The sequence below is a fragment of the Achromobacter sp. genome (assembly GCF_050285565.1).
Lineage (GTDB): Bacteria > Pseudomonadota > Gammaproteobacteria > Burkholderiales > Burkholderiaceae_B > Achromobacter.
The window spans coordinates 114,263-140,338 of record NZ_JBLZXG010000006.1; the positions used below are offsets into that span (position 1 = coordinate 114,263).

The 26,076-nt window shown below is 69.1% G+C and carries 27 protein-coding genes; 13 read left to right on the forward strand and 14 right to left on the reverse strand.

Going from position 1 to position 26,076, the window contains the following annotated elements; genetic code table 11:
- Positions 1–76: 76 nt before the first annotated feature.
- On the reverse strand, positions 77–580 hold the full coding sequence (gene coaD / locus ACN6O8_RS14025) for a pantetheine-phosphate adenylyltransferase (RefSeq protein ID WP_006385942.1): 504 nt from the start codon (positions 578–580) through the stop codon (positions 77–79).
- Between the two features lie 58 nt (positions 581–638).
- Positions 639–1,205 carry a 16S rRNA (guanine(966)-N(2))-methyltransferase RsmD gene (gene rsmD / locus ACN6O8_RS14030; RefSeq protein ID WP_427991933.1) on the reverse strand — a complete coding sequence of 189 codons (567 nt, stop codon included), beginning with the start codon at positions 1,203–1,205 and terminating at the stop codon, positions 639–641.
- On the opposite strand from rsmD, the gene ftsY reads away from it, so the two are divergent.
- The gene (gene ftsY, locus ACN6O8_RS14035; RefSeq protein ID WP_427991637.1) at positions 1,204–2,514 is read left to right on the forward strand and encodes a signal recognition particle-docking protein FtsY; all 1,311 of its coding nucleotides are present in this window, start codon (positions 1,204–1,206) and stop codon (positions 2,512–2,514) included. The genes rsmD and ftsY overlap by 2 nt on opposite strands.
- Positions 2,515–2,646: 132 nt before the next feature.
- On the opposite strand, the gene ACN6O8_RS14040 is transcribed toward ftsY, so the two are convergent.
- From ACN6O8_RS14040 to ACN6O8_RS14070, 7 genes are all read right to left on the reverse strand, one after another.
- Positions 2,647–4,305 carry a CHAD domain-containing protein gene (locus tag ACN6O8_RS14040; protein WP_427991638.1) on the reverse strand — a complete coding sequence of 553 codons (1,659 nt, stop codon included), beginning with the start codon at positions 4,303–4,305 and terminating at the stop codon, positions 2,647–2,649.
- Between the two features lie 278 nt (positions 4,306–4,583).
- Positions 4,584–5,408: a phosphonate ABC transporter, permease protein PhnE gene (gene phnE, locus ACN6O8_RS14045; RefSeq protein ID WP_427991639.1), complete on the reverse strand. Its 825-nt coding sequence runs from the start codon at positions 5,406–5,408 to the stop codon at positions 4,584–4,586.
- Complete coding sequence (phnE, locus tag ACN6O8_RS14050) at positions 5,405–6,304, reverse strand: phosphonate ABC transporter, permease protein PhnE (RefSeq protein ID WP_427991640.1); 900 nt, start codon at positions 6,302–6,304, stop codon at positions 5,405–5,407. Before phnE (ACN6O8_RS14050) ends, phnE (ACN6O8_RS14045) begins: the two co-directional genes overlap by 4 nt.
- The gene (phnC, locus tag ACN6O8_RS14055) at positions 6,304–7,074 is read right to left on the reverse strand and encodes a phosphonate ABC transporter ATP-binding protein (protein WP_427991641.1); all 771 of its coding nucleotides are present in this window, start codon (positions 7,072–7,074) and stop codon (positions 6,304–6,306) included. Before phnC ends, phnE (ACN6O8_RS14050) begins: the two co-directional genes overlap by 1 nt.
- 5 nt (positions 7,075–7,079) lie before the next feature.
- On the reverse strand, positions 7,080–8,078 hold the full coding sequence (gene phnD / locus ACN6O8_RS14060) for a phosphate/phosphite/phosphonate ABC transporter substrate-binding protein (protein WP_427991642.1): 999 nt from the start codon (positions 8,076–8,078) through the stop codon (positions 7,080–7,082).
- Between the two features lie 212 nt (positions 8,079–8,290).
- Positions 8,291–9,112 carry an IclR family transcriptional regulator gene (locus ACN6O8_RS14065; RefSeq protein WP_427991643.1) on the reverse strand — a complete coding sequence of 274 codons (822 nt, stop codon included), beginning with the start codon at positions 9,110–9,112 and terminating at the stop codon, positions 8,291–8,293.
- Between the two features lie 10 nt (positions 9,113–9,122).
- Entirely contained in the window at positions 9,123–9,929 is an 807-nt protein-coding gene (locus tag ACN6O8_RS14070) for an HAD-IIB family hydrolase (protein WP_427991644.1), read from the reverse strand.
- A gap of 147 nt (positions 9,930–10,076) precedes the next feature.
- Here ACN6O8_RS14070 and ribBA point away from each other — a divergent pair, with 147 nt between their 5' ends.
- The 6 genes from ribBA to ACN6O8_RS14100 all read left to right on the forward strand — a co-directional run bounded on the left by ribBA (position 10,077) and on the right by ACN6O8_RS14100 (position 14,674).
- Complete coding sequence (gene ribBA / locus ACN6O8_RS14075; protein WP_427991645.1) at positions 10,077–11,252, forward strand: bifunctional 3,4-dihydroxy-2-butanone-4-phosphate synthase/GTP cyclohydrolase II; 1,176 nt, start codon at positions 10,077–10,079, stop codon at positions 11,250–11,252.
- Between the two features lie 10 nt (positions 11,253–11,262).
- Entirely contained in the window at positions 11,263–11,793 is a 531-nt protein-coding gene (ribH, locus tag ACN6O8_RS14080; protein ID WP_006391339.1) for a 6,7-dimethyl-8-ribityllumazine synthase, read from the forward strand.
- Positions 11,762–12,253, forward strand: a complete 492-nt coding sequence (gene nusB / locus ACN6O8_RS14085) for a transcription antitermination factor NusB (RefSeq protein ID WP_049076116.1) — start codon at positions 11,762–11,764, stop codon at positions 12,251–12,253. The genes ribH and nusB overlap by 32 nt, the downstream gene beginning before the upstream one ends.
- Positions 12,254–12,470: 217 nt before the next feature.
- A complete protein-coding gene (gene thiL, locus ACN6O8_RS14090) occupies positions 12,471–13,469 on the forward strand; it encodes a thiamine-phosphate kinase (protein WP_427991646.1) in 999 nt (332 codons plus the stop codon).
- A gap of 135 nt (positions 13,470–13,604) precedes the next feature.
- Positions 13,605–14,111, forward strand: coding sequence for a phosphatidylglycerophosphatase A family protein (locus tag ACN6O8_RS14095; RefSeq protein ID WP_427991934.1), 507 nt, complete (start codon positions 13,605–13,607; stop codon positions 14,109–14,111).
- Positions 14,108–14,674: a CinA family protein gene (locus ACN6O8_RS14100; protein WP_427991647.1), complete on the forward strand. Its 567-nt coding sequence runs from the start codon at positions 14,108–14,110 to the stop codon at positions 14,672–14,674. Before ACN6O8_RS14095 ends, ACN6O8_RS14100 begins: the two co-directional genes overlap by 4 nt.
- A 70-nt stretch (positions 14,675–14,744) precedes the next feature.
- Here ACN6O8_RS14100 and pyrF read toward each other — a convergent pair whose 3' ends face one another.
- The 3 genes from pyrF to ACN6O8_RS14115 are packed head-to-tail and all read right to left on the reverse strand — an operon-like array spanning position 14,745 to position 17,341.
- Positions 14,745–15,563, reverse strand: coding sequence for an orotidine-5'-phosphate decarboxylase (gene pyrF / locus ACN6O8_RS14105; protein WP_427991648.1), 819 nt, complete (start codon positions 15,561–15,563; stop codon positions 14,745–14,747).
- 7 nt (positions 15,564–15,570) lie between these two features.
- A complete protein-coding gene (locus tag ACN6O8_RS14110; RefSeq protein WP_427991649.1) occupies positions 15,571–16,890 on the reverse strand; it encodes an NAD(P)/FAD-dependent oxidoreductase in 1,320 nt (439 codons plus the stop codon).
- A gap of 52 nt (positions 16,891–16,942) precedes the next feature.
- Complete coding sequence (locus ACN6O8_RS14115) at positions 16,943–17,341, reverse strand: diacylglycerol kinase (RefSeq protein WP_427991650.1); 399 nt, start codon at positions 17,339–17,341, stop codon at positions 16,943–16,945.
- A gap of 269 nt (positions 17,342–17,610) precedes the next feature.
- Between ACN6O8_RS14115 and ACN6O8_RS14120 the strand changes: the two genes are divergently transcribed.
- Positions 17,611–19,158, forward strand: a complete 1,548-nt coding sequence (locus ACN6O8_RS14120) for a mannitol dehydrogenase family protein (RefSeq protein ID WP_427991651.1) — start codon at positions 17,611–17,613, stop codon at positions 19,156–19,158.
- 10 nt (positions 19,159–19,168) lie between these two features.
- Here ACN6O8_RS14120 and ACN6O8_RS14125 read toward each other — a convergent pair whose 3' ends face one another.
- On the reverse strand, positions 19,169–20,098 hold the full coding sequence (locus tag ACN6O8_RS14125; protein ID WP_427991652.1) for a YihY/virulence factor BrkB family protein: 930 nt from the start codon (positions 20,096–20,098) through the stop codon (positions 19,169–19,171).
- A 115-nt stretch (positions 20,099–20,213) separates the two neighbouring features.
- A complete protein-coding gene (locus ACN6O8_RS14130) occupies positions 20,214–21,467 on the reverse strand; it encodes a flavin-containing monooxygenase (protein WP_427991653.1) in 1,254 nt (417 codons plus the stop codon).
- A 326-nt stretch (positions 21,468–21,793) separates the two neighbouring features.
- Between ACN6O8_RS14130 and ACN6O8_RS14135 the strand changes: the two genes are divergently transcribed.
- The 5 genes from ACN6O8_RS14135 to ACN6O8_RS14155 are packed head-to-tail and all read left to right on the forward strand — an operon-like array spanning position 21,794 to position 26,048.
- Positions 21,794–22,912 (forward strand): ABC transporter ATP-binding protein, encoded by a 1,119-nt coding sequence (locus ACN6O8_RS14135; protein WP_427991654.1) that lies wholly within the window; start codon positions 21,794–21,796, stop codon positions 22,910–22,912.
- A gap of 5 nt (positions 22,913–22,917) precedes the next feature.
- Complete coding sequence (locus tag ACN6O8_RS14140; protein WP_427991655.1) at positions 22,918–23,916, forward strand: NAD(P)H-quinone oxidoreductase; 999 nt, start codon at positions 22,918–22,920, stop codon at positions 23,914–23,916.
- A gap of 53 nt (positions 23,917–23,969) precedes the next feature.
- Positions 23,970–24,590, forward strand: a complete 621-nt coding sequence (locus tag ACN6O8_RS14145; protein ID WP_427991656.1) for a glutathione S-transferase — start codon at positions 23,970–23,972, stop codon at positions 24,588–24,590.
- 11 nt (positions 24,591–24,601) lie between these two features.
- Positions 24,602–25,081: a type II 3-dehydroquinate dehydratase gene (locus tag ACN6O8_RS14150; RefSeq protein WP_427991657.1), complete on the forward strand. Its 480-nt coding sequence runs from the start codon at positions 24,602–24,604 to the stop codon at positions 25,079–25,081.
- A gap of 10 nt (positions 25,082–25,091) precedes the next feature.
- A complete protein-coding gene (locus ACN6O8_RS14155; RefSeq protein WP_427991658.1) occupies positions 25,092–26,048 on the forward strand; it encodes a 2-hydroxyacid dehydrogenase in 957 nt (318 codons plus the stop codon).
- The last annotated feature ends 28 nt before the right edge of the window (positions 26,049–26,076 follow it).

Below are 26,076 nucleotides of genomic sequence, written 5' to 3' on the forward strand. Positions count from 1 at the left end.
GCCGGCGCGGGCCGCAACAGCGCAAGAAGGGCGCCTGGGGCGCCCTTCGGAGATTCGGTGGCGGTGGGCGCGGGCCTCAGCCCGGCCAGGACTGCTCGCGGCGTTCCTTGGCTTTTTCCTGCAGCCAGCGTTCCACCGAGGGGAACACGAACTTGCTGACGTCGCCGCCCAACTGGGCGATTTCGCGCACGATGGTGCCCGAGATGAATTGGTATTGATCCGACGGCGTCATGAACAGGGTCTCGACGTCGGGCAGCAGGTGGCGGTTCATGCCGGCCATCTGGAATTCGTATTCGAAGTCGGACACGGCGCGCAGGCCGCGCACGATGACACGCCCGCCCTGGTCGCGCACGAAGTCCTTGAGCAGGCCGCCGAAGCTCTGCACTTCCACGTTGGGATAGTGCCCCAGCACTTCGCGCGCGATGTCCACGCGCTCGTCGATGCTGAAGAAGGGCTTCTTGTTGCGGCTGTGCGCGATGCCGACCACGACTTTGTCGAAAAGCGTGGCGGCGCGGCGGACCAGGTCTTCGTGGCCTCTGGTCAGCGGGTCGAAAGTGCCGGGGTAAACAGCGATGATCATGCGAGCTCCGTACCGTTATTAGTGGTGTACACCATCCTCCGAAGCTCGGATTATTGATCTATTTGCGCAATGCAGCAAATTCCAGGAGATGGTAGTGAACCGCCCCGGCCTTGTCCTGCCGCAGGATCGTGAAACCCTCGGGGGGCTCGATGGGGCTTTCGGCCTCGACGTAGACCAGTCCGCCCTCGGCCAGGATGCCGGGCAGCAGCGGCCACAGGCGCGGCAGCCAGCCCTGTCCGAAGGGCGGATCCAGAAGAATGAGGTCAAATCGGGACGCATCCATTCTTTCGGCGACCTGCATCGCATCGCCCACATGGATGCGTATCATGTCGGCTTTGAGCTTGTCGCGCAGTGTCCGCAGCGCGGACGCGGCGGTCTTGTCCCGCTCGACCATCTGCACATGCGCCACGCCGCGCGAGGCCGCCTCGAAGCCCAGGGCGCCGCTGCCGGCGAACAGATCCAGCACCTGCTTGTCGGCGAATTCGCCGCCCCACAGGTGGTTGAGCCAGTTGAACAGCGTTTCCCGCACCCGGTCGGGCGTCGGGCGGAGCGTCTCCACGTCGGGCACGACGATAGGGGTGCGCCGGTATTGGCCCCCGACGATACGAATATACTTGTTACCCATGTTTAGCCGCTTCTTCAAGAAAAAATCCCCTCCGCCCGCCGCGCCGGCCCAGCCCGCGCCGCCGCCGGAGCAGGTGGACGCCGGGATCGCGCCGCAGGCCGAGGCCGGCGTTCCCGTCCAGCCCGTCGAACCCGCCATTGCGGCGCGCGAAATCGCGCCCGTCGTGGCGCCGGAGGTGACGCTGCCGGTGCCGGCCGCGCAAGTGCCCGCGCCCGTGTCGGCCAGTGTGCCGCAACCCGCGCCGGCCGAGGTGCCGCAACCGCAAGCCTCGGCGCCGCTGGCCGCGCCCGTTGCCGCCGCCCCCGCGGCGACGCCCAGCGCGGCTGCGCCGGCCGTTGCCGCGCCGGCCGTTGCCGCGCCGGCACCCGCCGCGCCCGAGCCGGAGCCCGCGCCCAAGAAGGCGTCCTGGCTGTCGCGGCTCAAGCAGGGCCTGTCGCGCACGGGCCAGAGCATTGGCGGCATTTTCGTCGGCGTCAAGGTCGACGAGAACCTGTTCGAGGAACTCGAATCGGCGCTCATTATGGCCGATGCCGGCCTGGAGGCCACCGAGAAGCTGCTGACCGCGCTGCGCGCGCGGGTCAAGAAGGAACGCATCGAGGACCCGGCCAAGGTCAAGGCGGCGCTGCGCCAACTGCTGGCCGATCACCTGCGTCCGCTGGAACGTGCCTTCGACCTGAAGCGCGCGCAGCCGCTGGTGGTGATGATCGCGGGCGTCAACGGCGCCGGCAAGACGACGTCCATCGGCAAGCTCGCGCATACGTTCCAGCGCCAGGGCGCCAGCGTGCTGCTGGCCGCGGGCGATACCTTCCGCGCCGCCGCGCGCGAGCAGCTAATCGAATGGGGCAGCCGCAACAATGTCACCGTGATCTCGCAGGATGGCGGCGACCCGGCGGCGGTGGCGTTCGATTCGGTCAACGCCGGCCGCGCGCGCGGCATGGGCGTGGTGATGGTGGACACGGCCGGCCGCCTGCCGACCCAACTGCACCTGATGGAAGAACTCAAGAAGATCCGCCGCGTCATCGGCAAGGCCGACCCGGCCGCGCCGCACGAGGTGCTGCTGGTGGTCGATGGCAACACCGGCCAGAACGCGCTGGCGCAGATCCGCGCGTTCGACGCGGCCATCAACCTGACCGGACTGGTCGTGACCAAGCTGGACGGCACCGCCAAGGGCGGCACGCTGGCGGCGGTGGCTGCGGGCAGCCAGGGCGTGCGGCCGATTCCGGTGTACTGGATCGGCGTGGGCGAAAGCCTCGAAGACCTGCAGCCGTTCGTGGCGGATGAATTCGCCGGGGCCCTGCTGGCCGACTGACCAGGCCCACTGATCGCCGCCCGGGCCTCGCGCCCGGCGTCGAAAACACCGCGCCCCACGCCCGCGATGCAGCGGACGTGGGGCGCGGTGTTTTCGGCGGGCAGAACGCGATCCGCGGTGGACCGCGCCGCCTTACTTCCAGAACGGCTTGCTGTTGGCCAGGTCGTCGAAGGCGCGTTGCGCATCCACCGCCAGTTCTTCCAGGCGCGCGCTGATCCAACCCAGCGCGAACCAGGCCTGCGGATGCGTGGCCGTACACGACGCGTAGTAATCCTTGGCCACGGCCAGGTCGTTGATCTCGCCCAGGATGTCCTGCACCCGCGACAGCAGCTTGCGGTAGCCGCGCAGCTTGGCCGGCGGCAGCAGCGATTCGGCGAACGCCAGGCTGTAGCGCAGGCGCTTGCCGCGCTTGCGCAGTTCGTGACGCGTGGGCAGATCGAGCGTGGCGAACTGGGCGCCCTGGCCGGCCACTTTGCTATGCCAGCGGTGCAGGCGCCGCGCCAGTTGCTTGGGCAGTTGCTGCGGATCGGGCTCGGGCGCCAGCATGGGGATGATGGTGGGCTTGACGCTGGGGCCGGCGATGCCGCCTTCCAGACGGATGGCCGGCTCGGGCGCGGCGTCGCTGGGCATGCCGTTGGCGACCGGCAGGCCGTCGCTGGCCGGCGCCGCGGGCGGCACGTCCAGGCTCCATTCCAGCAGGTCCAGCAGCCAGGCCTGGAAGGCCTTGCCGCCGGCGATGGCGCGGGCGTCCTGTTCGGGCGGCGCGGCCTCCATCGGGATGACCGGCATGCCCGCGCGCATCAGCGCGGGCGCCACGGTTTCGTTCAGCACGTCCTGGTCGCGGTTGGCGCCGAAGGCGGCGAAGTGCGCGCGCACGCCCTGCAGGATGGCCTCGGGGACCGGCGCGACCCAGCCGTCGAACAGCTTCCAGGCCGAGCGCAGGCGGCGGATGCCGACGCGCAACTGGTGCACGTGCTCGGAATTGCCGGCGCGGTAGACGCCTTCGGTGTCGACTTCGGCCAGCACGGCGGCGTTGCGGGCGATCTGGTCCAGGCATTCGGCGGCGATGCGGCCCATGGCCTGGGATGCGGTCATGTCCTCGCGCAGCTTGATGGCAGCGGCGCCGCGCGGCGCCCAGAACAGGGCGATGGCCTGGGCGCGGCGGCTGTCGAGGTCGTCGCCCGGGATGGCGTCGACATCAGCCAGGCGCTGCGCCAGTTGGGCCAGTGCGTCGCCGCGCTCGGACTTGCTGCGCGGATCCAGCACCAGGCTGTGGCGCTGCTGCCAGCCGCGCGCCACCGCGAAGATGGCGGCGGGGCGGCCCGAAACCAGTTCGAATTCGAGTTCGGAGATCGGCAGTTCCAGCGCGCCGGCGCGCAGGATGCCGGTGTCGTAAGCGAGTTCGACGGTGCCATAGCGGGTGCGCACCTTGCGCAGCATGCGCTGCACGTCGGTTTCATAGCGCAGGCCGAGCTCGCCCTTGATGGCGGCCAGCGCGGCCTCGACTTCGGTGCCGGCGTAGACCGACAGATCGAGCACGGGGCCCGGGCGCGGGTGGTTCAGTTCGATGCGGGTGATGGCGTTGATGCCGGGCATCTTCAGCGTCTGCACCCAATCGCGCCCTTCCTGGCGCAGGCGGATGGCGATGCGGGCCCGGGCCAGTTCGCGCTCGGGCGTGTCGAAGTACATCGCATGCAGGCGGATGCGCGTCGCTTCGCGTTGCTTGATCTCTCGCAGCACGGCCTGGCGCGACGCCGTGGGCACATGCAGTTTCAATTCCTGTTCCGACATGGCGGGGGTGTCCAGCGGCAAAAGCCGAGATGTTAGTCAATGACAGGGAGGGATTTGATGACGGGTCATATTTTGGTCATGTTGAGCATAGGCTTGGTTGCGGTGCGTCAACAAGGGGGGCTGACGGGGCGTCGAGGGCAGGGGGCCAGGCCATAGGGTGGCTTGGGCTTGTGTTGCCGTGATGACGGCGGCAGGCGGATCGTGGCGAACGGGCGGGGGACGGGCAAAAAAAACCGCCCGTTGCCGGGCGGCGCAAAGGAACGTCGGTTGCGGGCGCGTCAGAGGATGCGCTTGCGCGCCTGGGTGATGAGGATCTCGGCCAGCACCACTACCACGAAGATGGCGGCCAGCACCAGGGCGACGCGGTCCCACTGGAACAGGTTGAGGGCGGTGTCCAGCGCCATGCCGATACCGCCGGCGCCGACCAGGCCGAGCACGGCCGATTCGCGCACGTTGATGTCCCAGCGCAGCAGTACGATGGACCAGAACGCCGGGCGGATCTGCGGCCAGTAGGCGTACCAGATCACCGAGGCCTTGCTGGCGCCGGTGGCGGTGACGGCCTCGATCGGGCCGCGCTGCGCTTCCTCGATGGCTTCGCCCACCAGCTTGCCGACGAAGCCGATGGAGCGGAACGCGATGGCCAGCGTGCCGGCCAGCGCGCCAGGGCCGAAGATGGCGATGAACAGCAGCGCCCACACCAGCGAGTTGACCGAGCGGCTCGACACCAGGATCAGCCGGGCCAGCATGTTGACGGTCTTGCTGGGCGTGAGATTGTTGGCCGCCAGCAGGCCCACGGGCACCGCCATGATGACCGACAGGATGGTGCCGAGCGTGGCGATGTGCAGGGTTTCGACCAGCGCGTCGTGCACGCCGCCGCGGTAGTGGGCCCAGTCCACCGGCCACATGCGCTGGAACAGGTCCGCCATCTGTTCCGGCGCGTCGTACAGGAACTCCGGGATGATCTCGACGCCGCGGATGGCCTGCACGATGGCGGCCACCAGCAGCAGGTAGAGGGCGAAGCGCAGCAGCCGCTGGCCCAGGCTGTAGCGGTGCCAGACGCGCGGCGCGTTGGCGGCGGGCAGGGTGGGGGCGTGCGTGGTCATTGGTCCGCCTCCGCCTTGCGGGCGGCCTGGTAGGCCGCCTTGGCGCTGCTGGAGCCGATGCCGCGCGCGCCGGCGAAGCGGCCCTGCAGGATGCGGTCAAAGCCCAGGTTGTCCAGGAACACGGCGCGCACGAAGCCCGCCAGGATCTCGCCCAGCATGATGATGGCGATCAGCGTCAGCAGGATGGCGCTGACAAAGTCGTAGTCAAAGCGCTGGAAGGCCGAGAACAGCGTGCCGCCCACGCCGCCGGCGCCGACGATGCCGACCATGGTGGAGTTGCGCAGGTTCGAGTCGAACTGGTAGGTGGCAAAGCCGATGAAGCGCGCGAACACCTGCGGCAGTACGCCGAAGGCCAGCACGTTGGCGAACGAGGCGCCGGTGGCGCGCACCGCTTCGACCTGCTTGAGCGAGATTTCCTCGATGGCCTCGGTGAACAGCTTGCCGATGAAGCCGATCGAGGCCACCGTCAGCGCCAGGATGCCGGCCAGCGCGCCGAAGCCCACAGCCTTGACGAACAGGATGGCGACGATCACCGGGTGCAGGGCGCGGCACAGCGCCACCAGCGAACGGGCGGGCCACGAGACCCAGGCCGGCATCAGGTTGCGCGCGCCCAAGAGGCCCACCGGTAGCGCGAACAGGATGCCCAGCACCGAGGCCAGCACGGCGATCTCCAGGCTTTCGGCGATGCCTTTCCACAGCGTGGCGGGTTTTTCGAAATTGGGCGGGAACATGCGCGCCAGGAAGGTCGAGGCGTGGCCCATGCCGCTTTCGAAGCGGGCCCAACTGAAGTCCAGTTGCGCGGCCGCGTAGATCGTATACAGCACCAGCAGCAGCACGCCGGCCTTGGCGCGGCCCGACAGGGCGAAGGGGCGCGGGTGCGCGGAACGCGGAGTCATTACGCCAGCCAAGACTCGCCTCCGTAGATGGTCTTGAGCATGGCGGCATCGAGCCCCTGGCCGTCGCCGTCATAGACCACGTGGCCGCCGGACATGCCGACGATGCGGCCGGCGTAGCGCCGCGCCAGCTCGACGTCGTGGATGTTGACGATCACCGGGATGCCGCTGGCGTCGCCCTGCGCCGCCAGCAGTTCCATGATCTCGACCGAGGTCTTGGGATCGAGCGACGAGGTCGGCTCGTCGGCCAGCAGCAGTTGCGGGCGCTGCATCAACGCGCGGGCGATGCCCACGCGCTGGCGCTGGCCGCCCGACAGCGCGTCGGCGCGCTGGTCGGCAAAGCCCGCCAGGCCCACCGTGTCCAGCAACAGGTAGGCGTGCTCGATGTCCTCGGCCTCGAAGCGGCGGGTCCAGGCCTTGAAGGCGCCGGTGTAGCCCAGCCGCCCGGTCAGCAGGTTTTCCATCACGGTCAGGCGTTCGACCAGGTTGTATTCCTGGAACACCATGCCGATGCGCCGGCGCGCGCGCCGCAGCGACGCGCCACGCACCCGGGCCAGATCGACCGTGCCGTCGCCGGCTTCCAGCACGATCTCGCCGCGGGTCGGCTCGATCAGCCGGTTGATGCAGCGCAGGAGCGTGCTCTTGCCGGTGCCCGACGGGCCGATGATGGCCGTCAGGCCGCGTCCCGCGATCCGCAGGTCGATGCCGTTCAGTACCGGCCGGCCGGCCCGGTATTCCTTGACCAGGCCGGATATGCGTAGCGACGTCGTCATGCTGGTTACTTCTTGCTCTTGGCGGATTCGCGGTCGTAGGCGGCGCGGTTGAAGCTTTCGCCGCCGGATTCGGCGACCTGGCGCACGATGGCCCAGTCCTTCTGGTAGGTCACCGGGTAGAAGCGGTCGGCGCCGTCGAAGGCCTTGGACATCTCGGCCGGGAAGCGGTAGTCGTAGAAGCACTTGAGCATCTGGTCGCGGAACTTCGGTTCCAGGTCATGCGCGTAGGCGAACGACGAGGTGGGGAATTTCTCGCTCTTGTAGATGACGCGGAAGTCGGCTTCCTTGACCTGGCCGCGCTCGACCATGCGCTTGAACACGTCCGAGGCCACGGCGGCGGCGTCGTAGTCGCCGGAGTTCACGCCCATGACGGACTGGTCGTGCTTGCCCGAGAAGATCACCTTGTAGTCCTTGTCGGGCGTCAGGCCTTCCTTGGGGAACAGCGCCACGGGCGCCATGTGGCCGGAGTTCGATGAGGGGGCGGTGTGCGCCAGCTTCTTGCCCTTGAGGTCGGTCAGCTTCTGGTACGGGCTGTCCTTCTTGACGATGACGATCAGGTTGTAGCCCTGGAAGCCGTCGGCGTAGCCCTTGACGGCGAACGGCACCGCGCCGGCGATGTTCACGGCGAAGGCGGTGGGGCCGGTGGAGAAGCCGCCCACGTGCAGGCGGCCCGAGCGCATGGCCTCGATCTCGGCGGCGTTGCTCTGCACCTGGTAGAACACCACGCGCTTGCCGGTGCATTCGGACAGGTGCTTGGTGAACGGCTTGAAAATGTCTTCGTACACGGCCGGGTCTTCCACCGGGGTGTAGGTGAACACCAGCGTCGACGGCGTCTTGAGCTTGGCCGGATCGGTGGGCGTGTCGGCCACCAGGTTCTTGTCGGCGTCGCAGTACATCTGGTCGAGGTCGCCCCGGTTCGGGCAGGTGTCGGCGGCGTGGGCGGCGAACGCCCCGAACGCGAGCGCGGCCAGCGAGGCCGCTTGCAGGTGACGCAAGGCGCGCATCGTATGTCTCCTCTTTTGTAGGTATGAATATGACTAGTAGCTGAATTCAAACATACAAGCGCAAGGGGGCACACTCGGGAAGTCCCGATGTTTCTTTTCGGGTTTTGTTCGTTTGGTTCGCTTTGGCTTCGTTTATGCGCGGATGGGGCGGCGCCGCCCGGACGGATCGGAAATCCATCGTCCGGACAGCGCTGCGCCAGCGCGGGGGCGGGTCAGGCGCGGTAGCCGAGCTTGCGCGAGATTTCCTGCGCGCAGGCCAGCAGCGGACGGGCGATGGCGCCGTCCCAGGACACGTCGAACAGGCCGGTGGGGCCCAGGCTGGTCAGCGCCAGCACGATGTTGCCGGTGTTGTCGAAGACGGGCACCGACAAGGCGTCGACGCCGGGCAGCGGGTTGCCCAGCGCGCGCGCCATGCCGTGCACGCGGATGTCGGCCAGTTGCGCCTCGATGTGGGCGCGGCTGGCCTTGCGCGGCGGCGGCACGCTGGCGATGACGGCGGTGTCGCCTTCCTCGCGGGCGATGTAGTGCTCGCTGACCTTGGGCGGCAGCCAGGCCGCGAACACCAGGCCGGTGGCGGTGTGCAGCATGGACATCACGGTGCCCTTGCGCATGTTCACGTGCACCGGGTAGCTGGCCTCGGTCATGTGGATCATGGTGGGGCCGTGCGAGCCCAGCACCGCGATCCCCAGCGTGTGGCCGATCTCGGATTGCAGCTTGGCGATTTCGGGCATGGCGATGCGCACCGGATCCAGCCGCTGCAGGCTGACCAGGCCCATCTGCAGCGCGAACGGCCCCAGCTCGTACTGGCCGGTGATGCTGTCCTGCTGCACCAGGCCGACGCGGATGAAGCTGACCAGGTAGGGGTGGGCCTTGGCCGAGGTCATGCCGGCGCCGGCGGCCAGGTCGCGCAGGGTCAGCGGCTTGGCGGCGTCGACCAGCGCGGCCAGCAGCGGCACGCCGACCTCGATGGACTGGATGCTGCGGCGGCCGTCGTTGGCGGCGGGGGCGGAGGCGGAAGGTTTGGCGGTGGCCACGGTGCGTGCCTCAGGCGGTGACGGCGCGGGCAGCCAGCAGGCGCTCGGCCATTTCGGTGAAGCCGGCGCCGCCGTGGAACGCGGCCACGTAGGCGGGGCGGTGCGTCAGGCGGTGCAGTTGCGACTGGATGTTGGCCACGCCGACCGAGACCGGGAAGTAGGCGAACATGGGTTCGTCGTTGGGCGAGTCGCCGATGAAGAGCGTGCTGTCGAGCGCGCTGGCCACGTCCAGGCCGAATTCGCGTTGGAACAGGGTGCGCGTCATGGTCAGCTTGTCGTAGTCGCCGAACCAGCCGTTGACGTGGATCGAGCTGACCTTGGCCTGGGCGCCGGCGTCTTCGAAGATGCGCACGATGCGGCCGATGTCGGCCTCGGGCAGGGGCGGCACATCCTCGCAGAAGTCGATGGCCAGGTCGGCCACGCGGTAGTCCTGGTCGCTGGCCACGGCGGCGCCGGGCACCTCGGCCAGCACCCGGTCGCGGATCGCGTCGAGCTTTTTGCGGCTGGCCTGGCGCGAGGCCGCGTCGGTCCAGTAGTGCGTGACCATGCGGCGCGCTTGGCGGTCGTAGGCGTAGTAGAACGCGCCGTTCTCGCCGACCACCGCGCGCACCGGCCACATGCGGGCGATGTGGTCGCACCAGCCGGCCGGGCGGCCGGTGATCGGCACCACCTGGATGCCGGCCTGTTCCAGGCGTTCCAGGGCGGCGTAGGCGTCGGCGGGCAGCCGGCCTTCGGTGGTCAGGGTGTCGTCGATGTCGGTGAGCACGACGCGGATCCCCGCCGCGACGGTCGAAGGCATGGCCGCTAGGGCTTGCATGGCGTTTTTCCTTGGTTTTATGGGGTGTTCTCCGGCCGAAAGTTTAACCGGATGGCCCTGTTTGGGCGGGGCCGGCGCGGCCCGGTAGGGGATATGGCGCCGGGGGCGGTAAAATCCGGGCTTTCCCGCCTGGTTTGCGTGCCCGCCATGTCCGTCCAGTTGTCCCCCTTGCCCGGCTCCGAGCCGGAATCCTTCGATATTGCCTCGGTCGCCGAGATCATCGCCGAGCTGCGCGCCGGCCGCATCGTCATCCTGGTCGACGAGGAAGACCGCGAAAATGAAGGCGACCTTGTCATGGCCGCCGAATTCGTCACGCCCGAGGCCATCAACTTCATGGTCACCCATGGCCGCGGCCTGGTGTGCCTGACCCTGACCGAAGAGCGCTGCCGCCAGCTGGATCTGCCCTTGATGGCGGCCCGCAATGGCACTCGGTACGGCACCAATTTCACTCAGTCGATCGAGGCCGCCGAAGGCGTCGAGACCGGCATCTCGGCCGCCGACCGCGCCCGCACCATCCAGGTGGCGGTGGCGCGCGACGCCAAGCCGTCCGACCTGGTCCAGCCCGGCCACATCTTCCCGGTGCGCGCGGTGCCCGGCGGCGTGCTGGTGCGCGCCGGCCATACCGAGGCCGGCTGTGACCTGACCGCCATGGCCGGCCTGACCCCGGCCGCCGTGATCTGCGAAATCCTCAAGCCGGACGGCACCATGGCGCGCCTGCCCGACCTGGTCGAGTTCGCCCGCCAGCACAACCTGAAGATCGGCACCATCGCCGATTTGATCCAATACCGCAGCGAGCACGAATCCATCGTCAAGCGCGTCGGCAAGCGCAGCATGCAGACCGCCTGGGGCACCTTCGAGGCCGTGGCCTACGAAGACGCCGCCACCGGTTCGGCCCACCTGGCGCTGGTGCATGGTACCGTGGCGCCTGACGTCGAGACGCTGGTGCGCGTGCACGAGCCGGCCTCGGTGCTGGACGTGCTGGATACCGGCGCCAGCCCGCATAGCTGGGGCGTGGCGCCGGCCCTGCAGGCCATTTCGCAGGCGCCGGCCGGCGTGCTGGTGCTGATGAACTGCCAGTCCTCCACCGAGCACCTGTTCGCGCAGATCGCCGGCTGGAGCGACCCCAAGGCCAATGCCAACCCCGCCAACGCCGACCGCTTCGGCCTGCGCACCTATGGCATCGGCGCCCAGATTCTGCGCGACCTGAACGTGGGCCGGATGAAGCTGCTGGCCCGGCCGCGCAAGATGCCCAGCATGGCGGGCTTCTCGCTCACCATTACGGGTTACGATTGCGACCCTCCGAATTCTCCCGCAACACACTGAAGGCCGACACATGAACCCTTACATCCTCACCCCCGACCTGAACGGCGAAGGGCTGCACATCGGCATCGTACGCGCCCGTTTCAATGAAGAGATCGGCCAGGCCGAACTCGAAGCGTGCCTGAAGGAACTGGCCGAGCTCGGCGTGGACGAGCGCGACGTGATGGTCGCCACCGTGCCGGGCGCCCTGGAACTGGGCGTGGCCCTGTCGCACATGGCCGAGACGTTCGAGTTCGACGCCCTGATCGCGCTGGGCGCGGTCATCCGCGGCGAGACCTATCACTTTGAAGTGGTCAGCAACGAAATGGCCACTGCAATCACCCGCATCTCCCTCGAGACCGGCATCCCGGTCGCCAACGGCGTGCTGACCGTGGACACCGACGAGCAGGCGCAAGCCCGCGCCGCCGGCAAGGGCCGCGACTGCGCCCAGGTGGCCGTTGAAATGGCCAACCTGGTGGCGGCCCTGGAGCCCGAGGAAGAAGACGAAGACGACGAAGACGAGGACGAAGATTTTGACGACGAAGAAGACGACGACCAGCGCTGATAGCGCGGCGCAAGCCCGCGCCAACGCCCGCAGCGCGCGCCGCCGTGCGCGCGAATTCGCGCTGCAGGGCGTGTACGCGTGGCTGCTGCGCGGCGGCGAAGGCACGCAGGACGCCGGCGAGATCGACGCCCACCTGCGCGACACCGAGGATTTCTCCGAGGCCGACGCGCAGTGGTTCAAGACTTTGCTGCACGGAGTCCTGCGTGAAGCGCCCGCGCTGCGCGAGCGTTTCACGCCCTACGTCGACCGACCGCTGGCCGAACTGTCGCCGGTCGAGCATGGCATCCTGCTGATCGGCAGCTTCGAACTGATCCATCACGTCGAAGTGCCGTACAAGGTCGCCATCAATGAAGCCGTGGAGCTGGCCAAGTCGTTCGGCGGCACCGATGGCTTCAAGTTCGTCAACGGCGTGCTCGACAAGCTGGCGGCCGACGTGCGTTCGCACGAGATGAAGAAGTAGAGCCCCCCCCGAAGCGCTGCGCGCTTCCCCCCCAGGGGGGCGCCGCTGCGGACCGGCGGAGCCGGATCCGCGCGGCCTGGGTCTGGGGAGGGCGGTTTCGTTTGGGGAGAACCCATTTTTGGGGTGAGCTTCCTGGGGCAAGCTTCTTATCGGGGTGAGCTTCCCCTCGTTCCTTTGGCGATCCTCCCTTTGGAGCGGGGCTCCTGAGTGGGAGTCAATGCCGGCTGTTGCGCCGGACTGCGGAGTTGTCGTGGCGTCCGAATTCGACTTGATCGCGCGCTATTTCACGCGCTCCGCGCCGGCGGGCCTGCTGGGCGTGGGCGATGACTGCGCGTTGTTTCCCGTGCCGGCGGGCGAGCAGGTGGCCACCAGCACCGATCTGCTGCTGGAAGGCCGGCATTTCTTTCCCGATGTCGATCCGAAGGCGCTGGGGCACAAGGCCCTGGCGGTGAACCTGTCGGATCTGGCCGCCATGGGCGCGCGCCCGATCGGCTGCCTGCTGGGGCTGGCGTTGCCGCGCCTGGACGAGCCGTGGCTGGCGGCGTTCGCCGACGGTTTTCACGCGCTGGCGGCGGCCCATGGTTGCCCGTTGCTCGGCGGCGACACCACCCGCAGCGCCCATGACCTGGCCATCAGCGTGACCGTGTTCGGCGCCGTGCCGGCTGACCTCGCGCTGCGCCGCGACGGCGCGCGCGTGGACGACGATATCTGGGTTTCCGGCGAACTGGGCGCGGCCGACGTGGCCTACCGCCTGCTCGACGGCCAGTATCCGGCCGACGCGGCGCGGCTGGCGGCGACCCGCGGCGCGCTCGAATGGCCCGCGCCGCAAGTGGCGCTGGGCCTGGCGCTGCGCGGCATCGCGCGCGCCGCCATCGATATTTCCGACGGGCTGCTGCAGGATCTGGGCCATATCCTGGCGGCCAGCCGGGTGGGCGCGGTGCTGCGCGAAGACCGCATGCCCGTGGCCGCCGCGCTGGCCGGTATGCCGGCCGAGCAGGTGCGCCGCGCCGTCCTGGGCGGTGGCGATGTCTACCAGCTTTGCTTTACCGCGCCGCCGGCGCAGCGCGACGCCGTGCTGGCCGCCGCCCAGGCGGCTGGCGCGCGCGTGACCCGCGTGGGCGGCATCGTGGCCCAGGCCGGCCTGGCAGTGCGGGATGCCGACGGGCACACGCTGGCACAACTGCCTGCCGGCTTCGATCACTTTCCCGCGGCCTGATTAGTCGGCGGCGTTGCGAAGCGCGCCGCCAAACCCTGGCACAATCGCTGCCACAGGCATTGCCGACAATACCGCCATTCCCCTGCCATCACCGGGCCCTCATCCATGTCGTCCTCTTCCCCCCATTCCCCGTCGATGCGCGAACGCGCGCGGGCGGTCTATCCCGCGCTGTCCTGGGTCTGCCGCGATCCAGGCCGCCTGATCGCCTTCGGCTTCGGCAGCGGCCTCATCCGGCCCGCCTCGGGCACCTGGGGCACGCTGCTGGCCTGGCTCATCTGGATCGCCGCCGCGCCAGCCGCGTCCGACCTGGCCATCGGCATCTTCCTGGCGCTGGCCTTCCTGTACGGCTGCTGGGCCTGCGACCGCGTCGGCCGCGAACTCCAGCAGCCCGATCATGTCGGAATGGTGTGGGACGAGATGGTGGCCTTCTGGCTGGTGCTGTGGCTGACGCCGGCCGGCTGGTTGTCGCAGGCGCTGGCGTTCGTGCTGTTCCGCGCGTTCGACATCGTCAAGCCGCCGCCCATCAAGTTCTTCGATGCCCGCCTGAAGGGCGGTTTCGGGGTAATGTGGGACGATATCGTCGCGGCCGGATACGCCTTGCTGATCATGGCGCTGGCGGTGCGCACAGGAGTCTTGGGATGAACCAGCAAGCGGAAAGCACGCGGCCGAATCTGTCGGCCGAACAACTGGCGCAGGCCACCACCTATGGCTTGGCCGAGCGGCTCGGCGATACGCTGCGGCGCCATGGCCTGGTGCTGGGCACCGCCGAATCCTGCACGGGCGGCCTGCTGGCGGGCGCCGTGACGGCGGTGGCGGGGTCCAGCGAATGGTTCGACCGTGGCTTCATCACGTACAGCAACGACGCCAAGGTGGCCGAACTGGACGTGTCGCCGGACGCCTTGCATCACTTCGGCGCGGTCAGCGAACCGGTGGCGCTGGAGATGGCCAATGGGGTGCTGCTGGCCTCGCCGGCGGCGCAGGTGGCGGTGTCCACCACCGGTATTGCCGGCCCGGGCGGGGCCACGCCGGGCAAGCCCGTGGGCATGGTGTGCTTCGGCTTCGCGCAGCGGGTCGGCGATGGCATCAGCAGCCGCGCCGTCACGCACGTGTTCAGCGGCGACCGCGCGCAGGTGCGCCAGCAGGCGGTCGAGTTCGCGCTGCGCGGGGTGCTGGAACTGCTGGGGGCGCCGGTCAACCGGCGTTGAGGGCGGCCGCGCGCAACGGCGCGGTTCGTGAATAGGGTGGCGGGGGCCGGGCGGCCCCCGCAAGCGTCGATCAGCGCACCGCGTTGATCGCGTCGCGCAGGCCGCGCGCGGCCTCGCCGGCGGCCTGGCGCCAGTCGTCGCCGCCGCCGGCGTAGATGATGGCGCGCGAGGAATTGATCATCATGCCGCTGCGCGCGGCGTTGGCGCCGGCATTGACGGTGGCGGTGATGTCGCCGCCCTGGGCGCCGATGCCGGGCACCAGCAGCGGCACCGCGTCGCCGATGCGCTGGCGCACCGCGGCCAGCTCGTTCGGGAAGGTCGCGCCCACCACCAGGCCGCACTGGCCGTTGGCGTTCCATTTGTCGGCCACCAGCCCCGCCACGTGCAGGTACAGGGGCTCGCCGCTATCCATCTTGAGAAATTGCAGATCCGACCCGCCGGGGTTGGAGGTGCGGCACAGCACGATCACGCCGCGGTCGCGCCACGCCAGGTAGGGCTCGACCGAGTCCAGGCCCATGTACGGGCTGACCGTCAGCGCGTGCGCCTGATAGCGCTCGTAGGCTTCGCGGGCGTAGTTCTCGGCGGTGGAGCCGATGTCGCCGCGCTTGGCGTCCAGCACGATGGGCAGGTCGGGATGCTGGTCGCGGATGTGCTGGCACAGCGCTTCGAGCTGGTCTTCGGCGCGGTGCGCGGCGAAGTAGGCGATCTGCGGCTTGAAGCTGCAGGCGTAGGGCGCGGTGGCGTCGACGATGTCGCGGCAGAACTGGAAGATCGCGTCCGGCTTGCCTTGCAGTTCGCGCGGAAAGCGCTGCGGGTCGGGATCGAGCCCGACTTGCAGGAGCGAATTGCGGGTGGTCCAGGCGTGTTCGAGTCTTTGGAGGAAATTCATGGGGAGTTCAGTGCAGTTTGACCCGGGGGCGCGTGCGCCGCATGAGCAGGCGCGCCAGGGCCAGGGAGGCGGTGCGTGAGAGGCCCAGCACCGCTTTGTGGTGCATCAGGTGCAGGCTCATGTACATCAGGCGCGCCAGTGTACCGCTTACAAACAGTCCGCGTCCGGCCAGCTTGCCCATCAGGCTGCCCACGCCGGCATCCTGGCCCAGCGAGACCAGCGAGCCGTGGTCTTCGTAGACGTAGGGCGTGGTGGGCTCGGCCGCGCGGCGCAGGCGCGCGGTGAGTTTCTTGCACAGGTAGTCGGCCTGCTGGTGCGCGGCCTGGGCGCGCGCCGGCACGGTGCGGCCGTCGCGCCAGGGCGCGGCGCAGCAGTCGCCCAACGCCACGATGTGCGGGTCGGCGGTTTCGAGCCGTTCATTGACCTCGACCTGGCCCAGCTTGTTCAGCGGCAGGTCCAGCTCGGCCAGCAGGGCCGGACCCTTGATGCCGGCGGCCCACATGCACAGGCGCGCGGGGAATTCGCGGCCGTCCGCGGTCTTGACCGTATCGGCGGTGACTTCCGAGACCCGGCAGGCGGTTTCGACGCGGATGCCCAGTTCCGTCAGCCGCGCGGTGGCGGCGGTGGAGATCTTCTCGGGCAGGGCTGACAGGATGCGCGGTGCGCCCTCGACCAGCGTGATCGCCAGGTCGCGCTCGGCGCGGAAGTTCGGCAGGCCGTAGGCGCTGACCACGTGGCTGGCCTCGACCAGTTCGACCGCCAGTTCGACGCCGGTGGCGCCGCCGCCGACGATCACCAGATCCAGCCGCGCGGAGGGATCGCGCACCTTGGCCTGGTCGACCAGCGCCATGGCCTTGAGCATGGTCAGGCGGAACTGTTCGGCGTTCTCGGTGGTGTCGAGCGTGACGGCGTGCTCGGCCGCCCCTGGGGTGTTGAAGAAATTGGAGGTGCTGCCCAGCGCCAGCACCAGCGTGTCGTAGGCCAACTCGCGGCGCGGCAGCACTTCCTGGCCTTGGCCGTCGGCCACGGCGTCCACGGTGATCTGGCGGCGTTCACGGTCGACGCCGACCAGTTGGCCCTGGGCGAAAGAAAAGCCGTTCAGGTGCGCCAGCATCAGGTAGGACAGGCCCTCCTGGTGGATGTCCAGGGTGCCGGCCGCCGCTTCGTGCAGCGACGGCTTCCAGATGTGGAACGGACGGCTGTCGACCAGGGTGATGTGCCGCCGGCCGTGGATGCGGCCGAGCTTGGCGGCCAGTTCCAGGCCGCCGGCACCTCCGCCGACGATGACGATGCGTTCCGAAGGGGCGGGCGTCGAGTTGGGCATCATGGCTCCCAGTATAGAGGCGCGGGCGCCGTGGCGGGCAAGCCGGCGCCGCAATTCAGTGCATCACGAACCGGCTGACCGCCACGCCCACCCACACGGCCACCGTGAACAGCAACAGCAGCATGACGGCGGCGCTGCCCAGGTCCTTGGCCCGGCCCAGCAGCGGATGGGTATCCACCGATAGCGCATCCGCCAGGGCTTCGATTGCCGAATTCAACAGTTCCACCGCCAGCACCAGCACCACGGTGCCGATCAGGAAGAACACCTCGACCGTGGTGCGGCCCAGGAAGAACGCGGCCGGGATCAGCAGCACGGCCAGCGCCAGCTCCTGGCGGAAGGCGGCTTCGTACTTGATGGCGGCTTGCAGGCCCTGCAGCGAATAGCGCAGCGCATTCAGGATGCGGCGCAGGCCGCCGGTGCTTTTGTAGGGCGAGTGGTGCGGATGGGTCGACATGGGGATAGCGTCATAAGGCCGGGTGTGGCGGCTTTTTAACAGATATGGATTGCGGGCGTGACTCGATCTGAAACGGGCTACGCACCGCCGCGGTTTTCGTTGGTAATAGTAAGTTACTTTTTGCCTTCGCCACGGCCATGAGATACCCTGGCGACGCGCGGCCTCGCGGCGTGGCTCTCGACCACGCCCGCCGTGTGCAATTCCCTATCAACGCGCCTTTCCGCCCGTCCCGGGGGGATGCGTGACGGCGCCCTGAGACATTGCCACCCATGCTCGAACGCTTGAATATGGAGTCCTTGCCACGCCTGCCCGCGGACGTGGAGAAACCCGCCTATGATCGCAGCCGGCTGACGCCGGGCATCGTGCACCTGGGGCTGGGCGCGTTTCATCGCGCGCATCAGGCGCTGGCGACCGATCTGGCGATGGCCGCCAGCCAGGACCTGAGCTGGGGCATCCTCGGCGTGTCGCTGCGCAGCGCGGCCACGCGCGACGCGCTGACGCCGCAGGACGGCCTCTATACGCTGGCGCTGCGCGACAGCGGCGCGCAGGGCGAGACACGCGAGCAACTGCGCGTGGTCGGTGCGTTGCAGCGCGTGATGGTTGCCGAGGAAGACCCGCAGGCCGTGCTGGAACGCATCGCCTACCCGCAGACACGCATTGTCAGCCTGACCATCACCGAGAAGGGCTACTGCCACGAACCGGCCACCGGCCACTTGCGCTGGGACGCCCCGGACATCCTGCACGATCTGGAGAATCCGGTGCGCCCGCGCAGCGCCATCGGCCTGCTGGTGCACGGCCTGGCGCTGCGGCGCGAGCGCGGCCTGCCGCCGTTGACGCTGCTGTCCTGCGACAACCTGCAGGCCAATGGCGACATGCTGCGCAGTCTGGTGCTGGCCTTCGCGCTGCGGCTGGACGCGGCGCTGACCGGCTGGATCGACACGCACTGCACCTTTCCCAACGCCATGGTCGACCGCATCGTGCCGGCCACCGGCGACGAGGATCGCGCGCGCATCGCGCAGCGGCTGGGCGTGGAAGATGCCTGGCCGGTGGTGGGCGAGCCCTACCTGAACTGGGTGATCGAAGACAAGTTCGCGGCCGGACGTCCCGCCTGGGAAGCGGCGGGCGTGACCTTCGTGGCCAACGCCGCGCCGTATGAGCGGCTGAAGCTGCGCATGGCCGACGGCCCGCATTCGGCGCTGGCCTACCTGGGCGCGCTGCTGGGTGTGGCCACGATGCGCGAGGCGGCGGCGGTGCCGGCGCTGCGCGGGTTCGTGGAAGACCTGATGCGCCACGAGATCGCGCCCACGCTCAAGGGTATTCCGCAGGCCGGCCTGGAGGGTTACCGCCAGCGTTTCCTGGCGCGGGTCGACAATGCGGCGTTGCCGCAGCCGACGCGGCAGGTGGCGCAGGACGGTTCGCACAAGCTGCCGCCGCGCCTGCTGGCCACGATTCGCGACCGCCTGCGCGGCGGCGACGATATCCGCCGCCTGGCGCTGGTGGTGGCGGCGTGGCTGGAGTACCTGCGTGGCCAGGACGAGACCGGCGCGTGCTATCCGATCGAGGATCCGCTGGCCGCGCCCCTGGCCAAACTGCTGGCGCGCGCCGAGGTGGCGGCGCGCGCGGCTGCGCCCAGGCAGGCCGCGCATCGCCGCGCCCTGGTGCTGGCCGGTTATCGGCCGGTGTTCGGCGACCTGGGCGACAAGCCGGTGTTTGTCGCGGCGCTGGCCGCGCAACTGGAGACGCTGCGCGAGCACGGTGTGCTGCACGCGTTGCAGGCCGTGACGCGCGACACGGAATCCGTCGCGCCGAGCGCCTGAAGCGCCCGCCTCAGGGCGTGGTCGCGGGCGGGGCCGAGTCCGTGCCTGCCGCCGCGCCTTCCTTGGCCGCGCGCCCGAAACGCAACGCGAACTGCCGCGTGAAGACCGCTCCGAAGAAGAATATCTGGGCCGAGTAATAGATCCACAGCAGCAGCGCGATCAGCGAACCGGCCGCGCCGTAGGCCGACACCGCCGCGCCGCGGCTCAGGTACACGCCGATGCCCCACTTGCCCACCAGGAACAGCGCCGCCGTGACGATGGCGCCCGGAATCACGTCGCGCCAGGTGATCCGCGCGCTCGGCAGCAGCTTGAAGATCACCGCGAACAGCGCCACCACCACCGAGAACGAAAACAGGTTGGAAAGCCAGTCCGCCAGCGTGGCGAAGGCCGACGCGGACCACAGCTCGCCATAATATTTGCGCGCGGCGCCCAAGGCCGCGTTCACGGTCAGCGAGATCAGCAGGAACAGCGCCAGCACCAGCACCAGGCCGAACGACAGCATGCGGCTGCGCACCATGCCGTGGATGCCGCCCTTCTGGTTGCCGGACACTTCCCACAGTTCATCGAGGCTGGCCTTCAGCTCGGCAAAGGCCGTGGTGGCGCTGAAGATCAGCACGAAGATCGAGATCAGCGCCGCGATCCAGCCGCCGCCCGATTCGTGCGCGCTGGCCAGCACCGTCTGGATCACCTCGGCGCCGCGCTCGCCGGTCAGGTCGCGCAGCGACGAAAACAGTTCCGAGCGCACCGCGTCCTCGCCGAAGAAGGCGCCGGCCACGGCGATCACCAGGATCAGCATGGGCGCCAGCGAGAACACCATGTACAACGCCAGCGCCGCGCCCTTGCTGGAGGCGCGATGGGCGGACCACTGGTTGGCGGAATCCATCAACAATCCGCCGATCTCGGACGGGCGCAGGGCGCGCAGGCTTTGGGGAAGGCGCATGGCTCTCGGTGGTTGCGGGCAAGCCCCCATTGTAGGGATTGCGCCGCCGGCCGCCCGCTTGCAAAAGTAACAAGTCCGCGCGCAGGCGTGCGGCCCCGAGACCGGCGGGCGTCGCCTAGCGCGCTTTCTCGTAGGCCAGATAGTCCAGGTGGATGCCGATGTGATCCGCGAGGTACTTGGCGTCGTGCCAGACGCCCCAGATGAAGGATGACGACCGGTTCGTCTGGTTCGGCAGGCCGAGGAAGTAAATGCCTTTCTCCGCGGTGATGCCGCGCTTGTGCACCGGGTAGCCGTGTTCGTCCAGGACATCGGCCTCGATCCAGCCGTAGTCCACCTTGAAACCGGTGGCCCACACGATGGACGTGATGCCCGCCTGCGCCAGGTCCAGGCTGAGGATGGGGTGCTTGAGGCATTCGGGGTCGTCGAGCAATTTCCAGGCCTCGGGCTCGGGCGGCAGGTCCAGGCCGTTCTGTTCGATGTAGGCATCGGCCTCGCGCAGCACTTCGAAGTAGTCGGCGTCGCCCTGCGCGATGTTGCGCGCCAGGCCCTCTTCGAAGGTCATCACGCCCTGGTCGAATCCGCGGGTGATGCCGACCAGCTGAATGCCGTCGTGGGCCATGCGGCGAAAGTCGATGGTCTTGCCGTTGTCGTAGCCGCTGACGGCGAAGGCGACGTGTTCGCGCTTGGGCTTTTTCCGCACCTCGTCCCACATGCCGAGCGCGCCCAGCCACCAGCAATAATCGCGTTCGCGGTAGGCGCGCGGCGGGCGGTAATGCTCGCCCACCGACAGGTAGACCTGGCGGCCGGCGCGGCGCAGCTCCTCGGCAATCTGCGAACCGGACGCGCCCGCGCCCACGACCAGCACCGCGCCGTCGACCAACTGGCCCGGATTCTTGTAGGCCGACGAGTGAACCTGCTGGATGCCGGCCTGCGCCGGAACGATCGCGGGATAGTTGGGAATCTGGAAGGCGCCGGTCGCCACCACCACGTGGCGCGCCTCGATCTCGCCGGCCGAGGTGGTCACGGTAAAGCCGGGGCGCTGGTGGTTGCGCCGCACCCGCAGCACCTCCACCCCCGTGCGCACCGGCGCCTTGATCATGCGGGCATAGTCCTCGAAGTAACGCGCCATGCGTTCCTTGGGCGGGAAGACGTCGGCGCCGACGTCGTCGAACTTCAGGTGGGGAAAGCGGTCGTGCCAGGCCGGGCCGTTGGCCACCAGCGAGTCCCAGCGTTCGGAACGCCAGCGTTCGGCGATGCGCTTGCGTTCCAGCACGATATGGTCGATGCCCATCGCGCCCAAGTGTTCGCTCATCGCGATGCCGGCCTGTCCGGCGCCGATCACCAGGGTATTGGTTGTTTCCACTGACATGTTTTTCCTGAGAAGTATCGAGGCCGGGTTGGCGGGGCGCCGCGGCATCGTCGCCTGGGACATGAGCGCGTTCGCTCACGGATCAGGCGCAGTGTGGGCCAGATGGCGGCGCTTGATAACTTGGTTTTTTGGACGCTGGGCTTAGGAAAAAGCAAATCACTGCGGGCGCGGCGGCGTTTCGTTTTTTCCGATGGCCCGCCTCGGTATCCACAAACGGCCGGCCGCGTTCGCCTCCCGTATGCTGCAAGCCATCGCATGCTCAAGCGCCCCGCCGCCACGCGCGCCGCGCGCCTTGCGCAGACTCTGTCGAACCCTTTCGAGCCGCCATGCAGAACAGCCCTTTGCCCCCGAAATCCTCCAGCGCGGTCAGCCTGGAAGGCGTGGTCAAGAAGTACCGCCAGCAGACCGTGTTGCAGGAGCTCACGCTGAAGATCCGGCGGGGCGAGTTCCTGACGCTGCTGGGGCCGTCCGGCTGCGGCAAGACCACCCTGCTGAACCTGATCGCCGGTTTTGCCGAGCCCGACAACGGCGAAGTCTTCATCGAAGACCAGTTGGTGACCGACCTGCCGCCCTATCAGCGGCAGATCGGCATCGTGTTCCAGAACTACGCGCTGTTCCCGCATATGACGGTGGAGCGCAACATCGGCTATGGCCTGCGCATGCGCGGCCTGCCGGCCGACGAGATCGCCGCGCGGGTGCGCGAGGCGATGGCGCTGGTCAAGCTCGACGGGCTGGGCCAGCGCCGGCCGCGCGAATTGTCCGGCGGTCAGCAGCAACGCGTGGCGCTGGCGCGGGCGCTGGTGATCCGGCCCAAGGTGCTGCTGCTGGACGAGCCGTTCTCGGCGCTCGACAAAGGCCTGCGCGGCGCCATGCAGGTGGAAATCCGCGAGATCCAGCGCCGGCTGGGCGTGACCACGGTGTTCGTCACGCACGACCAGGGCGAGGCGTTGGCCATGTCGGATCGCATCGCGGTGATGTCCGGCGGCGTGATCCGACAGATCGCCACGCCGGACGAGCTTTACCGCAATCCGCAGGATCCGTTCGTGGCCTCGTTCCTGGGCGACGTGAACATCCTGCCCGCGCACTACCACGGCGCCGAAACCGACGGCATCGTGCTGCGCCTGGGCGCGGGCCTGATACGCGTGCCGCGCGAACGGCTGGTGGGCGGGTCGCACGAGGGCCGCCGGCTGGATATCTACGTGCGTCCCGAGCAGATCCGGCTGGAGCCCCTGCACGGCGAATCGGTGCTCAGCGGCACCGTGGTCAATCACGTGTTCCAGGGCGACCATATCGATTCCTATATCGATGTCGATATCCCCGTGGCGGGCCGCCAGCGGGTCATGGTGCGCAGCGCCGGGCTGGACGCGCCGCGCCAGTGGCCGGTGGGCGCGGTGACCGGCCTGGCATTGCCGGGCCAGGGCGTCAGTGTCTTCGACGCGTCGTGACCGCCATGCCGATGCCACCGACCACCATGCGCGCCATCGTCGCCCGCGAACCGGGCAACGCCGATGTGCTGACGTTTGCCACCCGTACCGTGCCGTGTCCCGGGCCGGGCGAAGTGCTGCTGCGAGTGCGCGCGGCCGGCGTCAACCGCCCCGATATCATGCAGCGCCAGGGGCTGGCGCGCCCCGCTGAAGGCGTGACCGACGTGCTCGGGCTGGAAGTTTGCGGCGAGGTGCTGGCCTGCGGCGCGGGCGTGCCCGATGCGATGCGCGGGCGGCGCCTCATGAGCCTGTTGCCGGGCGGCGGCTATGCGCCGTGGTGCGTGGCGCGCCTGGAGCATTCACTGCCGGTGCCCGACTCGGTCGAGGACGACGCGGCCGCCGCCTTGCCCGAAGGGCTGTTCACCGTCTGGCACAACCTGTTCGAACTCGGCCGCCTGCGCATGGGCGAGACGGTGCTGATCCACGGCGCGGCCGGCGGCATCGGCACCCTGGCGATCCGCATGGCCCATGCGGCCGGCGCCCGCGTCATCGCCACCGCCGGCCGCGCCGAGCGCCTGCCCGCGCTGCGCGAGATGGGCGCGGCCGAGGCGCTGTGCTATCGCGAGACGGACTTCGTATCCGCCTGCCGCGACCTGACGCAAGGGCGCGGTGTCGACGTGGTGCTGGACGTGGTCGGCGGCGATTATGTCGCGCGCAATCTGCAGGCGCTGGCCTTCGGCGGCCGCCACGTCAGCCTGTCGTTTCTGCGCGGGGCCACGGTCACGCTTGATCTGCTGGTGGTGATGCAGAAGCAGTTGAGCCTGCATTCCTCGACCCTGCGGCCGCAGAGCACCGCGGAAAAGACGCGCATGGCCCAGGCCATCGCCCGCCACGTGTTGCCGCTGGTGGCCGATGGCCGCGTGGCGCCCAGGCTCTGCGCCCGCCTGCCGCTGGCCGAAGCGGCGGCCGCGCACCGCATGCTGGAAAGCGGCGAGGTGTTCGGCAAGGTGGTGCTGCGCCCCTGAGGCCGGCGCCCGCCGCCCGATGGATTTGCGATTTCCCACAAGGCTTCTCGACCATGCTGAAACTGCTTTACGCCCCGACCTCGCCCTACGTGCGCAAGGTCATGGTCTGCGCCCACCTGACGGGCCTGGCCGACCGGATCGAATGGCTGGACAGCGCGGCGCATCCGCTGCGCCGCGACGACCGCATCGCCGCGCACAACCCGCTGGCCAAGGTCCCGACCCTGATCCTGGAAGACGGCACGGCCCTTTACGACAGCCGTGTCATCTGCGAATTCCTGGCCGATCTGGGCGCCAGCGTCGACCTGTTTCCGGCGCCCGGTCCGCGCCGCTGGCAGGCGCTGACCCGCCAGGCGCTGGGCGACGGCTTGCTCGACGCCGCGCTGCTGGCGCGCTATGAACACACCGCCCGGCCCGCCCAATGGCAATGGCCGGCCTGGCGCGAGGCGCAACTGGCCAAGGTGGCCGCCTGCCTGGGCGCGATCGAGGCGTGCGCGCCGACGCTGGCGACGCGCGCGCCCGGCATCGGCGAAGTCACCCTGGGTTGCGCCCTGGGCTACCTGGATTTCCGCTTTCCGGAGCTGGACTGGCGCGCGCGTCATCCCGCAACCGCGCGCTGGCAGGCGGCGTTCGCCGACCTGCCAGCGATGCGGGCCACGCTTCCCTACGAACCCTGAGGCACCGACCCATGACCGCTTCCTCCGTTCCGCCCGGCCTCGCGCCGGACGCCACCCTTTGGTTTCTGAACGGCCCCAACGCCAACCTGTACGGCCTGGACGCCAACAAGACCTACGGCAGCGACAGCTTCCCGGTACTGCGCGAGCGTTGCGAGCGCAAGGCGGCGAGCCTGGGCCTGGGCCTGCGCTTTCTGCAATCCAACCACGAAGGCCAATTGGTCGACTGGATACAGGAAGCGCGCGGCCAGGCGCCGGGGCTGATCATCAACGCCGCCGGCCTGACCTATTCGTCGGTGCCGATCCTGGACGCGCTGCTGGCGTTTCCCGGCCGCATCATCGAGGTGCACATGAGCAACATCTGGCGGCGCGAGCCTTTTCGCCATCATTCCTATGTGTCGAAGGCGGCCGATGGCGTCATCGCGGGCCTGGGCGGCGACGGCTACGAGCTGGCGATCGAGGCCATGGCGCGCCTGATCGCGCGGGCGGAATAGGGGCGCGGCCATGCTCAGCGACGATGTGACGCCTTCCGGCGCGCTGGTGTTCTACAGCGAGTTCGACGATTTCGGCACCTGGCGCCAGGCGCTGCAAGCGCGCCTGCCGGCCCTGCGGATCCTGCATTCGAGCCAGGTCGAGGACCCGGCCGCCATCCACTATGCGCTGGCCTGGAAGCCGCCAGCCGGCTTTTTCGCCCGCATGCCCAACCTGCGCCTGATCATCAACCTGGGAGCCGGAGTGGATTCGCTGGTGGGGCGCGACGACCTGCCCGCCGGTGTGCCGGTCACGCGCATCACCGATCCGGAGATGGCGCGCATGATGGCCGGCTACGTGCTGTTCGCCACCTTGCGCCACGCCCGCGACATTCCCTGGTTCGAGCGGGCGCAGCGCCGCGGCGAGTGGGCCTACCGCCATCCGCGCGCCGCGGCTGACATCCGCGTCGCGGTGCTCGGCCTGGGCGAGCTGGGCGCGTACGCGGCCCGCGAACTGCAACGCCAGGGCCTGACGGTGCTGGGCTGGTCGCGCAGCCCGCGCGAGATCGCGGGCGTACAGTGCCATGCCGGCATCGAGACGCTCGACGCGGTCATCGCGCAGGCCGATATCCTGGTGGTGATGCTGCCGCTCACGGCGCAGACGCGCGGCCTGCTCGACCGGCGGCGGCTGTTGCGCCTGCCGCGCGGCGCGGCCTTGGTCAACGTCGCGCGCGGGGCGCTGGTCGATCAGGCCGCCATGACCGAGTTGCTGCGGGACGGCCACCTTGGGGCGGCCACGCTCGATGTCTTCGAACGCGAACCGCTGCCCGCCGACGACCCGCTGTGGCGCATGGACAATGTGCTGATCACGCCGCATCTGGCCTCGGTCGCCATTCCGGCCTCGGCCGCGGCCCAGATCGCCGACAATATCCTGCGCGTGTCGGGCGGCCAGGCGCCGCTGCAACAGGTGGACGCGGGGCGCGGCTACTGACTGACGCCGGCAGAACGGCGGACCTGGG

Excerpts from the sequence above, each read along its gene's own strand:
- coaD (WP_006385942.1), bottom strand. The coding sequence starts at position 580 with ATGATCATCGCTGTTTACCCCGGCACTTTCGACCCGCTGACCAGAGGC.
- ftsY (WP_427991637.1), top strand. The coding sequence starts at position 1,204 with ATGTTTAGCCGCTTCTTCAAGAAAAAATCCCCTCCGCCCGCCGCGCCG.
- rsmD (WP_427991933.1), bottom strand. The coding sequence starts at position 1,205 with ATGGGTAACAAGTATATTCGTATCGTCGGGGGCCAATACCGGCGCACC.
- ACN6O8_RS14040 (WP_427991638.1), bottom strand. The coding sequence starts at position 4,305 with ATGTCGGAACAGGAATTGAAACTGCATGTGCCCACGGCGTCGCGCCAG.
- phnE (WP_427991639.1), bottom strand. The coding sequence starts at position 5,408 with ATGACCACGCACGCCCCCACCCTGCCCGCCGCCAACGCGCCGCGCGTC.
- phnE (WP_427991640.1), bottom strand. The coding sequence starts at position 6,304 with ATGACTCCGCGTTCCGCGCACCCGCGCCCCTTCGCCCTGTCGGGCCGC.
- phnC (WP_427991641.1), bottom strand. The coding sequence starts at position 7,074 with ATGACGACGTCGCTACGCATATCCGGCCTGGTCAAGGAATACCGGGCC.
- phnD (WP_427991642.1), bottom strand. The coding sequence starts at position 8,078 with ATGCGCGCCTTGCGTCACCTGCAAGCGGCCTCGCTGGCCGCGCTCGCG.
- ACN6O8_RS14070 (WP_427991644.1), bottom strand. The coding sequence starts at position 9,929 with ATGCAAGCCCTAGCGGCCATGCCTTCGACCGTCGCGGCGGGGATCCGC.
- ribBA (WP_427991645.1), top strand. The coding sequence starts at position 10,077 with ATGTCCGTCCAGTTGTCCCCCTTGCCCGGCTCCGAGCCGGAATCCTTC.
- ribH (WP_006391339.1), top strand. The coding sequence starts at position 11,263 with ATGAACCCTTACATCCTCACCCCCGACCTGAACGGCGAAGGGCTGCAC.
- thiL (WP_427991646.1), top strand. The coding sequence starts at position 12,471 with ATGCCGGCTGTTGCGCCGGACTGCGGAGTTGTCGTGGCGTCCGAATTC.
- ACN6O8_RS14095 (WP_427991934.1), top strand. The coding sequence starts at position 13,605 with ATGCGCGAACGCGCGCGGGCGGTCTATCCCGCGCTGTCCTGGGTCTGC.
- ACN6O8_RS14100 (WP_427991647.1), top strand. The coding sequence starts at position 14,108 with ATGAACCAGCAAGCGGAAAGCACGCGGCCGAATCTGTCGGCCGAACAA.
- pyrF (WP_427991648.1), bottom strand. The coding sequence starts at position 15,563 with ATGAATTTCCTCCAAAGACTCGAACACGCCTGGACCACCCGCAATTCG.
- ACN6O8_RS14110 (WP_427991649.1), bottom strand. The coding sequence starts at position 16,890 with ATGATGCCCAACTCGACGCCCGCCCCTTCGGAACGCATCGTCATCGTC.
- ACN6O8_RS14115 (WP_427991650.1), bottom strand. The coding sequence starts at position 17,341 with ATGTCGACCCATCCGCACCACTCGCCCTACAAAAGCACCGGCGGCCTG.
- ACN6O8_RS14120 (WP_427991651.1), top strand. The coding sequence starts at position 17,611 with ATGCTCGAACGCTTGAATATGGAGTCCTTGCCACGCCTGCCCGCGGAC.
- ACN6O8_RS14125 (WP_427991652.1), bottom strand. The coding sequence starts at position 20,098 with ATGCGCCTTCCCCAAAGCCTGCGCGCCCTGCGCCCGTCCGAGATCGGC.
- ACN6O8_RS14130 (WP_427991653.1), bottom strand. The coding sequence starts at position 21,467 with ATGTCAGTGGAAACAACCAATACCCTGGTGATCGGCGCCGGACAGGCC.
- ACN6O8_RS14135 (WP_427991654.1), top strand. The coding sequence starts at position 21,794 with ATGCAGAACAGCCCTTTGCCCCCGAAATCCTCCAGCGCGGTCAGCCTG.
- ACN6O8_RS14140 (WP_427991655.1), top strand. The coding sequence starts at position 22,918 with ATGCCGATGCCACCGACCACCATGCGCGCCATCGTCGCCCGCGAACCG.
- ACN6O8_RS14145 (WP_427991656.1), top strand. The coding sequence starts at position 23,970 with ATGCTGAAACTGCTTTACGCCCCGACCTCGCCCTACGTGCGCAAGGTC.
- ACN6O8_RS14150 (WP_427991657.1), top strand. The coding sequence starts at position 24,602 with ATGACCGCTTCCTCCGTTCCGCCCGGCCTCGCGCCGGACGCCACCCTT.
- ACN6O8_RS14155 (WP_427991658.1), top strand. The coding sequence starts at position 25,092 with ATGCTCAGCGACGATGTGACGCCTTCCGGCGCGCTGGTGTTCTACAGC.